Here is a 10,345-nt window from a genome sequence, read left to right on the forward strand (position 1 = left end):
CTCATGCGTGGGGTTCGGGTAGGTCCGGGACGTCGGCCGGTAGACCTTCCTTGACGCGTAAGAACTTCATGTAGTCGATGAGCGATGCCAGGGATTGCTGGGACAGATCCATCGCCCGGAATGCCACGGCATCGATGCCCGGGGTGTTGCGCAATCGCAGGTACTCGATCTCCTGCTGGCCTCGTCGCCACACTTCGTCGTCGGTGAAGAACCGGATGTCGATGCCGAACGCGGCGGCGATGCCTGTCGCGTGTTTGAGTGACGGATTCTGCTTGATGCCCGAACGTAGTTGCGCGACATACACTGTCGAGATCGGATAGCCACGTTCGGTGGAACGTCGTGCGATCTCCTCCGCGGTATATCGCCGGCCTTCGGGGTTGGGCATGGTCCGGAACAGATACTCGACCCGGTCGGAGAAGGGGGTGCCGCCCATGTCACTCCTTGCCAAGGGGGCGCTGCTGTGGTGGAGCGAATGCTACAGCATACACATCTTCTCCCCGTGTGCGGGTGTCGATCGAGTCCGCCTGCAGTGAGGTCTTGTGAGCTGGAGCACAGTTCGTAACCAAGCCGTGTCCTATGCCACAGCATCATTGTTATGCTGTGGCATATCCGGAAGGGCGGGAGTGCGCCTGCTCTTCGGTTGACAGGGGCCTGAAAACCCAACCGCTCCTGTCTATTCGGGCTGATGCGCACCCAGCCGCACCCCTGCTGACGCGCATCGAGTTTCTGCTGCATTCGAAAGGTGGACCAGTGGCGGCCTGCATATTCGTTGAGACTCGGCTGTGAACCATGTCGTCGCCTACAGGAGAGTGGCTGAACAGCATCGCATCCGGTCCGGTCGAGATGGTGCCGGTGCACCTGATAGTTCCTGGGACATCGCCCCGAGCGGCTTTCGAGCGCAGTGCGGAATACGTGCGCATGCTCGTGGAGACCGATAACGCGCTGCCGCCGATCATCGTGCACCGCGCCACGATGGGCGTCATCGACGGCAACCTCCGCCTGCGTGCGGCGGTGGAGATGTGCGAACGCAACATCGGCGTGCGGTTCTTCGATGGCAGCATCGAGGACGCGTTCGCCTTGTCGGTGTATGTCAATGTGCGGCACGGAGTTCCGTTGTCGCTGGCGGAGCGGAAGGCCGCGGCGGGCCGACTCGTTGTGACGCACCCCGAATGGTCGGATCGCTCGATCGCGGCGACGACCGGGCTGTCGCACAAAACGGTCAGCTCCGAGCGCCGTCGTGCAAGTGGGGAAAACGCGCAGTCGCACACGCGGTTGGGTAAGGACGGCAGGCTGCGGCCCGCCGATACGGCCGAGGGGCGCATGGCCGCGGCGGCGATTCTGCGTGAAAACCCCGGAGCCTCCCTGCGGCAGGTGTCCAAGATCGTCGGAATATCACCGGGGACGGTGCGTGACGTCCGCGAGCGATTGAAACGGGCCGAGCACCCGATACCGCAGGCGGTGCGAAACCGATTGGCTCCGAGTGCGTCTCGGGACGGCGGTGCGGCGAACACGGACGCGGTGGCGATCGCCGGCCAGGTCGAGGACCGCGGGGCGGCCGCCATTCCGATCCAGCACGTCCTGCTGCAGAACCTCCGCAACGACCCGGCGTTGAAATTCAACGAACGCGGGCGACTGCTGCTGCGTAGCCTGGCCTCCTCGACCATCGAGGTCGGCCAGTGGATAAAGCTGACCGAGGATGCGCCGGAGCACTGCCGATCCTCGCTCGCCAAGCTGGCCAGGGCGAATGCCGAATCCTGGAGTGCGCTCGCGGTCCGCCTCGAAGTGCGGAGCGGAATCGGGTCCGAAGGCCGTGCCTCACGGGCGAACGGCTGACGCGCGGCGCCCGGCCTTGTTGCCGGTCCGAACTCCTCGATCTGGTCCACCACAGCCCTTTGTCGTTCTGGCGTACCGAATCAATGTTTCTATCAGGAGAGTTGCAGTTATGAGCGAGCCAGTGGGTGCGGTCGACCGCCGTGCTCTGAGGGTCACCGTCGCCGACGAGGTGGCCGAAGTGACATTGCTGGGGCCAGGGAAACACAACGCGATGGGCCCGGACTTCTGGCGTGAACTACCCGAGGTCTTCGCCGAACTCGATGCCGATCCGGCGGTGCGCGCCGTGGTTGTCACCGGTTCGGGTTCGAATTTTTCGGTAGGACTGGATATTCCGGAGATGCGCGGCCTGTTCGACGTGGTGCTGGGTGAGCGCGCGCTGGCCGCTGCGCGCGCCGACCTGCATCGGGAGATCGTGCGCATGCAGGCATCCATCAATGCGGTCGCCGACTGCCGCAAGCCGGTGATCGCCGCCGTACACGGGGTGTGTTACGGAGGCGGCGTGGATCTCATTGCCGCGGCGGACATCCGGTACGCCTGCTCCGGCGCGAAATTCAGCGTTCGGGAGACGAGGATCGCGATAGTCGCCGATGTCGGTGCCCTGCAACGACTTCCCGCTCTCATCGGTGATGGGCATGTGCGCGAACTCGCGTTCACCGGCCGCGATATCGACGCCGCGCGGGCGCAGTCCATCGGTCTGGTCAACGACGTCTTCCCCGACCAGCGTTCGACACTGCGCGCAGCACGTGCCACCGCCCGGGAAATCGCCGGGAATCCACCCCTGGTGGTGCACGGCGTGAAAGAAGTGCTCGGGCGTCATCGGGCGGCCACGATCGACGAGGGTCTGCGGTACGTCGCGGCCTGGAATGCGGCGTTCCTGCCGTCCGAGGACCTGTCCGAAGCGTTGCGCGCGCTCGACGAAGGGCGTCCAGCACGGTTCACCGGGCAGTAGCCGTGGAACGAAAACATATGTGCGCTAGTCAGTTTGAGCCTCCGATGGGAGACTGTCGCGGTGTCCTCACCAGTTGAGCTGAACAAAGAGACATCCAGCGCCCCCGAGCGGGGGCTGGATGCGAACGTCCTGAAGATCGCGCTGGTTCTCGTTCTCGGCACGATCATGGCCATCCTCGACATGACGGTCGTGAATGTCGCGTTGTCGACCTTCCAGCGGGAGTTCGATACGTCCTACGCGATCGCGGCGTGGACGATGACCGGCTATACGCTCGCGCTGGCCGCGGTCATCCCGCTGGCGGGCTGGGCGGCCGATCGCTTCGGTGCGCGACGGCTCTACCTGTTCGCGCTGTCGCTGTTCATCCTCGGCTCGGTGCTGTGCAGTCTCGCCTGGAATATCGAGTCGCTCATCGCTTTTCGCGTCGTACAGGGCTTCGGCGGCGGCATGATCATGCCGCTGGGCATGACGATCCTGACGCGGGCGGCCGGCCCGGACCGGATCGGCCGGGTAATGGCCATTCTCGGGATACCGATGCTGCTGGGCCCCATCTGCGGTCCGATCCTGGGCGGATGGCTGATCGGCTCGGCGAGCTGGCACTGGATCTTCCTCATCAACGTCCCGGTCGGCCTGCTGGCCATCCTCGCCGGTGCGGTCGTGCTGCCCCGGGACGGGGCCTCCACGCGGGAGCCCTTCGACTTCCTGGGAATGGTGCTCGCTTCGCCGGGCCTGGGTCTGCTGCTGTTCGGCTTCTCGTCGATTCCCCAAGCGGGGACGGTGGTTTCGGCGCGGGTACTGGTTCCGATCGGGATCGGGGCCCTGCTCCTGATCGGGTTCGTCGTGCATGCGATCAGGGCGACGCACCCCCTGATCGACCTGAGCCTGTTCCGGAATCGGCAGCTGTTGCTGGCGGCGCTGATCATGCTGTTGTTCGGCGCGGCATTCTTCGGTTGCACACTGCTGATGCCCACCTACTACCTGCAACTGCGTGGGGAATCGACCCTGCGCACCGGTGTCCTGCTGATCCCGCAGGGCATCGGGGCGATGCTGGCGATGCCGGTGGCTGGGAAGCTGGCGGACCGAATCGGCGCGGGCCGGATCATCGTGGCCGGCATCGTGCTGCTCGCGATCGCCATGGCCTCGTTCACTCAGATCGGCTGGGACACGCCGTACGCGCAGATCATCGCCGGGCAACTCGTGATGGGAGCCGGCCTCGGCTGCACGATGATGCCCACCATGGGTGCTGCGTTGAAGACGCTGTCGCACGAGCAGACGGCCCGCGGATCGACGTTGATGAATATCGTCAATCAGGTCGCCGGTTCCATCGGAACCGCCACGATTTCGATAACCCTGACCAAGCTGATCCAGCAGCACGAACTTGCCACGGCGGTCATCGCCGCCAGGTTGTCGCAGGGCCTGGCACCGGGACCGGCACTGCGTCCGGATCAAGTGGAATCGGGCATGCGGCAAGCAGGTGAGGCATTCGGGCACACCTATCTCGTCGGGCTTGGATTGATCGTCCTCGCACTTGTTCCGGCTGTGCTACTGGCCCGTCGGCCGGCCGCTGAAAGCAATGCTTGACAATTTCGGCTCGAATGCCCTGTGGCGTCACTCTTTCGAGTGGCGCCACATTTTTTCGTGCTGGGATCGCATTTCGTGCAGCGCGTAACGAAGCCATTCAATTGGTCTGGTGCACAACAGGATTCCGGCGGTAACGTGACGGTCTAGAACAACACGGTTCTTCGCTAGGAGTGTCGCCGTGACCGATGTATCCGAAGTTTCTTTCAACCCTTTCGCGCCTGGATTCACGGATGATCCGTATCCGCAATACGCCGCTCTGCGTACGGCAGTTCCAGCCTATGAACACGCACTCGGATTCTGGTTTCTCTCACGCTATTCGGATGTGCAAGCTCTTTTGCGCTCGAATGCTTCCGTGGATTTGAACAATCTCGGGCCGGGGCGTTATCGGCAGATGACCGAGCAGTTGTACGGCGAGGTCATGACCCCGCGCCTGGGCGGACTGTCGATGCTCGATCGCGACGCGCCGGATCACACCAGACTGCGGAAGCTCGTGACGAAGGCGTTCACGCCCAGGGCCGTGGCCGGCCTGGAGTCCAAGATCCGGTCACTGGTTGAGGGGAAGCTCGATGCGATCGGCCGTGCCGGCCGGGGGGACGTAGTGGCCGACTTGGCCTTCCCGCTCCCATTCGAGGTGATCTCCGAGCTACTCGGTATGCCCGAGACCGATAACGACCGCGTCCGGGAGCTCTCCGGAGTGCTGGCGCGCTCGTTCGAGCCGGGGGTGACTCCGGACGCCATGTGTGAGATCGTCGCTGCGGACACCGAGCTGGCCGAGATCATCGCGGCGGTTGTCGCGTGGAAGCGGAAGCATCCCGCCGACGACCTGATGTCGGAGCTCATCGTCGCCGAGGACGAAGGCGATGTGCTCAGCGATGCCGAATTGGTGGCGCAGGTGGAGCTCATCTATTTGGCGGGATACCACAATACGGTCAATATGATCGCGAATGGCGTGCATGCGCTGCTGCGGCATCCGGACCAACTGGAGCTGCTGCGGCGCGATAGCGATCTGATCGACAACGCGGTCGACGAATTGATGCGATTCGACACGCCGACACAGTTTTTGCGTCGAATCACGCTGGAGCCGTATCGAGTCGGTGACGTAGAGCTTGCCCCCGGTTCTTTCGTATTGTTGAGCATCGGTTCGGCGAATCGCGACGAAACATTCTGGGGCGCAACAGCGGACACCGTGATCGTGAATCGTGAGAATGCGCGCGCGCACCTGTCGTTCGGTGCGGGTTCGCGTTTCTGCCTGGGATCGGCGCTCGCACGAATGGAGGCGAGAGCGGCGATCGGCGGCCTGGTGAACCGATTCCCGAAACTCGCCGCCGACGGCGACGTTCGGTGGAACGGCCGCATCAATCTGCGTGGTCCGGAGTTTCTGCCGATCTCCGTCTGACCCCCGGACGCCATTAGAGGTTCTTTTTGCCCGCGATCTCCCCAAGCCGCGGGTCGGTTCGTTGTGCGCCCGCTGCGGCGGGAAGGAGTTCGGAGCATGATGCAGTCCAATCCCCATGGCGCGGAGGCGATCCGCGACATCGCGATCGTCGGTATCGCATGCCGGGTCCCCGGCGCGGACGATCACCGGACGTTCTGGAACCTGTTGCACGAAGGGCGGACCCGGGCGAAGGCATTGGACGCGGCCGCCTTCGACGCCGAGTTCTTCGATATTTCCCCGGCCGAAGCCGGGCGAATGGATCCGCAGCAACGACTCGCGCTGGAGCTGGGCTGGGAGGTCTGCGAGAGCGGCAGGCTTTCGGCCGACGAGCTGTGCGGAACCGGCGTCGGCGTGTTCATCGGCGTGATGGCGGACGACTACGCAGGACTCACGCGCGAGGCCGGCACGCCCAATCGGTTCACCAAGACGGGACTGGGCAGAAGTCTTGTCGCAAATCGGATCTCGCGCTTCATGGACTGGCACGGGCCGAGCCTGTCGATCGATACGGGCCAGTCGTCGTCCCTGGTCGCGGTCCACCTGGCGTGCGAGAGCCTGCGCCGCGGGGAATCGGAACTGGCTGTCGCCGGCGGTGTGCAACTCAACCTCGACACGTTCGGGGCCACCGTCATGTCCGAGTTCGGCGCGGTCTCGCCCGACGGCAAGGTATACGCCTTCGACAGCCGGGCCAACGGCACAGTACGAGGCGAGGGCGGTGCGCTGATCGCCCTCAAACCACTGGCGCGGGCCCTTGCCGACGAGGACGAGATCTTCGCGATCATCCGTGGCTCGGCGGTGAACAACGACGGTGCGACCGAGTCGGTCGCGGTGCCGAGCGCCGCCGCGCAGGAAGCGGTGATCCGCCAGGCGTGCCAGAACGCCGCGGTCGACCCCGGAGATATTCAGTACGTCGAATTGCACGGCACCGGAACGGTGGTCGGCGATCGCATCGAAGCCACCGCCCTGGCCGCGGCGTACGGTGCGCGACGGACGTCCGAGACGCCGCTGCTGGTCGGTTCGGTGAAAACGAACCTGGGGCATCTCGAAGCGGCAGCCGGAATCGTCGGACTGCTCAAGGTTGCTCTGGCACTGCGTAATCAGACGATTCCGGCGAGCTTGAACTACGAGTCAGCCGCACTGGGACTGCCGATGGATCGATTGCGGGTAGTCGACAGCCTGTCGCTGTGGCAGGAGCAGCCGTGTGGCCGCCTCGCGGGAGTCAGCGCGTTCGGCATGGGCGGCACGAACGCTCACGTCATTCTCGCCGAAGCTCCCCCGCTCACCGAACGAGCTGCGGCACCGGTGATCTCACGCGGGGCGCCCCTGCCGTGGGTGTTCTCGGGGAAGACCCACGCGGCGTTGGCGGCCCAAGCCGAGCGGCTCGGCGCCTTCGTGGCAGCGACCGGCGCCTCCTGCGCGGATATCGCCGCGTCCCTGGCTGCGCGCAGTGTTTTCGATCACCGCGCTGTCGTATTCGGCACCGAGGACGCGGACATAGTGTCCTGTCTGGCGGCGGTTCGCGACGGGCAGCCGCGGCCGGGTGTGATCACCGGAGCAACGATCCCCGGCGGCACAGCACTGGTTTTCGCCGGCCAGGGCGCGCAGCGACTCGGCATGGGGCAGGAACTGGCCGTCACGTTCCCCGGCTTCGCTGCGACGTTGGACGAAGTCGTCGCCGAACTCGATCGATGGCTGGATCGCCCACTGCGCGAAGTGATGTGGGGAGGCGACTCCGAGCTGCTCGATTCGACCTGCTACGCGCAACCCGCGCTCTTCGCGATCGAGGTGGCGCTGTTCGGCCTGCTGGTGTCGTGGGGCGTGCGCGTGGACGCTGTGGCCGGACATTCCGTGGGGGAGATCGCGGCGGCCTACGCGGCGGGGATGCTGTCGCTGCCGGACGCGGCGCGGCTGGTCGTGGCGCGGGGGCGCTCGATGCAGGCACTGCCGCCGGGCGGCGCCATGGCTGCGATCGAAGCCGACGCGGTCGAGGTTGGTGAATACCTCTCACCCGAACTCAGTCTGGCCGCGGTGAACGGACCGGCATCGGTGGTGATCTCAGGGGCTGCCGGCGCGGTGGACTCGGTAGCGTCGGCCTTCTCGGAAAAGGGGCGCAAGACAACGCGATTGCGGGTCTCGCACGCATTCCACTCCGCGTTGATGGAACCCATGTTGGCGGACTTCGCGGCGGAGATCGCGGACCTCACGGTGTCGCCACCCCGGATCCCGGTGGTGTCGACGATGACCGGGCAGCATGCCGGGGCAGAGTACGCCCAGCCCGGCTATTGGGTGGAGCACGTACGCCGCCCGGTGCTGTTCTCCGACGGCGTGGCCACCTTGGCCGCGGCCGGGGTGACGCGGTTCCTGGAAGTCGGCCCGGACACGACGCTGGCGGCGATGATCGCGCAGAGCGTCGATCCCGAGCACAGCCGGGTGATGGCCACCGCGCACCGTGAGTCCGGCGGGCCGGCCGCGCTGATCGCGGGGCTGGCGGAACTGTTCGTCGCGGGTGGGCCGGTGGATTGGCCAGCCGTCACCGCGGGCCACGGCGGCCGCCGGATATCGCTGCCGCCGTACCCGTTCCAGCGTCGGCGATTCTGGTTCGACGCTATGTCGGAGCAGCCGGTCCACGCGCATCCCGAGCCTCGGATCCGATTCTCCGGGGAGAACGACGATCAACGGTACGCCACCTTGTTCGAGCTGGTACGCGAGCACACCGCCGCGCTGCTCGAATATCCGGCCGGTGAGGCCGTGCCATCGGACAGGTCGTTCAAGGCTCTCGGGTTCGATTCGCTCGGAGCGGTCCGGTTCCGCAACGCGCTCGCCACCGCGACCGGTCTGCGACTGCCGGCGAGCCTGATCTTCGACCATCCGACTCCCGGAGCACTGGCTCGATTTCTGGTGTCCGAGCTGAACACCGAACCAGATCACGCGACGCGGCCGACACGGCGGGTGGCGGTGAGTTCCGACGAGCCGTTGGCGATCGTCGGCATGGCATGTCGTTATCCGGGTGGGGTGGACGGCCCGGCGAGCCTGTGGAGGCTGGTCGACGGGGGCATCGACGGAATCGGCGAGTTCCCGGTGGACCGGGGATGGGATGCGGGCCGCTGGTACGACCCCGAGCCGGGCGTGGAGGGCAAGTCGTACACCCGCCGGGGTGGATTTCTGAGCGCTGCGGGAGACTTCGATCCGGACTTCTTCGGCATCAGCCCGAGGGAAGCGCTGGGGATGGACCCGCAGCAGCGATTGCTGCTGGAAGTATCGTGGGAAGCGCTGGAGGACGCCGGAATCGACCCGCTTTCACTGCGGGGCAGCGGGACCGGCGTCTACACCGGCCTCATGTCCTACGGCGGCTCGATGGCCGGTGACATCACGGCCAACGGGCTTCCGTCCGCCGCCGCGAGTGTGGCGTCCGGTCGTGTTTCCTACACTTTGGGCCTGGAAGGTCCGGCCGTGACCGTGGACACCGCGTGTTCATCGTCGCTGGTGGCCTTGCACCTGGCTGGTCAAGCGGTACGGTCGGGCGAGTGCGAATTGGCCCTCGTCGGGGGTGCCACGGTGATGACCACTCCCGAGATGTTCGTGGAATTCTCTCGGCAGCAGGGTCTTTCGGCGGACGGCCGCTGTCGTTCGTTCTCCGCTACCGCTGACGGCACCGGGTGGGCCGAGGGTGTCGGCGTGCTGGTGGTCGAACGGTTGTCCCGGGCACAAGAATTGGGTCATCGGGTGTTGGCGTTGGTAGCCGGTTCGGCGGTGAATCAGGATGGTGCCTCCAATGGTTTGACCGCGCCGAACGGCCCCTCCCAGCAACGAGTGATCCGGCAGGCCCTGGCCAATGCCGGGCTGAGTGTTGATGAGATCGACCTGGTCGAAGCACACGGCACCGGGACCAAACTGGGTGATCCCATCGAAGCCCAAGCGCTGCTGGCCACCTACGGCCGGCGACAGCACACTGAGCCGCTGTGGTTGGGTTCGATCAAATCGAATATCGGCCATGCGCAAGCCGCGGCGGGTGTGGCGGGTGTGATCAAGATGGTGCAGGCGATGCGTTTCGGGCGGATGCCCGCGACGCTTCATGTGAATGAGCCGACCCCGCATGTGGATTGGTCTGCGGGTCGGGTGGAGTTGCTGACCGAGGCGCGGGAGTGGCCGCGTACTGGTCGTCCGCGGCGGGCGGCGGTGTCGTCGTTCGGTATCTCGGGTACCAATGCCCACGTCATCCTCGAAGAAGCACCCGCGAAAGCCGGAAGTGCCGAGGCTGGAATTGTCGAAGCCCCGCGCCCTCCCGCTACCGCGCCGCTGCCCTGGATATTGTCCGCGAAATCCGCTGCATCCCTTACCTTCCAGGCACGCAGACTACTCGACCACCTAGCGGTGCATGACATTCCGATCGCTGACACGGCGGTCGCCCTGGCGCAACGCTCGCGGTTCGAACACCAAGCAGTCGTACTCGGAACACAGCACGAGGAAATGCTCGCGGGCCTCGAATCGCTCGGGTCCGGGGAGGTCGTCTCGGCGAACAGTGTGGTGGCGGGTGTAGCCCGGTTGTCCGATGG

The 10,345-nt window shown here is 65.5% G+C and carries 6 protein-coding genes; 5 read left to right on the plus strand and 1 reads right to left on the minus strand.

All coding sequences use genetic code 11. The features are described 5' to 3' along the window. Position 1 precedes the first annotated feature (1 nt). Positions 2-433, minus strand: a complete 432-nt coding sequence (locus NY1_RS38925) for a helix-turn-helix transcriptional regulator (RefSeq protein ID WP_067722591.1) — start codon at positions 431-433, stop codon at positions 2-4. 485 nt (positions 434-918) lie between these two features. On the opposite strand from NY1_RS38925, the gene NY1_RS38930 reads away from it, so the two are divergent. The 5 genes from NY1_RS38930 to NY1_RS38950 all read left to right on the plus strand — a co-directional run. After that, complete coding sequence (locus NY1_RS38930) at positions 919-1,833, plus strand: winged helix-turn-helix transcriptional regulator (RefSeq protein ID WP_084536196.1); 915 nt, start codon at positions 919-921, stop codon at positions 1,831-1,833. 109 nt (positions 1,834-1,942) lie between these two features. Continuing rightward, entirely contained in the window at positions 1,943-2,782 is an 840-nt protein-coding gene (locus tag NY1_RS38935; protein ID WP_067722595.1) for a crotonase/enoyl-CoA hydratase family protein, read from the plus strand. A gap of 60 nt (positions 2,783-2,842) precedes the next feature. Next, positions 2,843-4,360 (plus strand): DHA2 family efflux MFS transporter permease subunit, encoded by a 1,518-nt coding sequence (locus tag NY1_RS38940; RefSeq protein ID WP_067722597.1) that lies wholly within the window; start codon positions 2,843-2,845, stop codon positions 4,358-4,360. A gap of 178 nt (positions 4,361-4,538) precedes the next feature. Further along, a complete protein-coding gene (locus NY1_RS38945; protein ID WP_067722599.1) occupies positions 4,539-5,756 on the plus strand; it encodes a cytochrome P450 in 1,218 nt (405 codons plus the stop codon). 96 nt (positions 5,757-5,852) lie between these two features. Continuing rightward, on the plus strand, positions 5,853-10,345 hold a 4,493-nt coding region (locus NY1_RS38950), incomplete at its 3' end, for a type I polyketide synthase (protein ID WP_157762767.1).

It is taken from the genome of Nocardia yamanashiensis NBRC 100130, from assembly GCF_001613325.1.
Taxonomy (GTDB): domain Bacteria; phylum Actinomycetota; class Actinomycetes; order Mycobacteriales; family Mycobacteriaceae; genus Nocardia; species Nocardia yamanashiensis.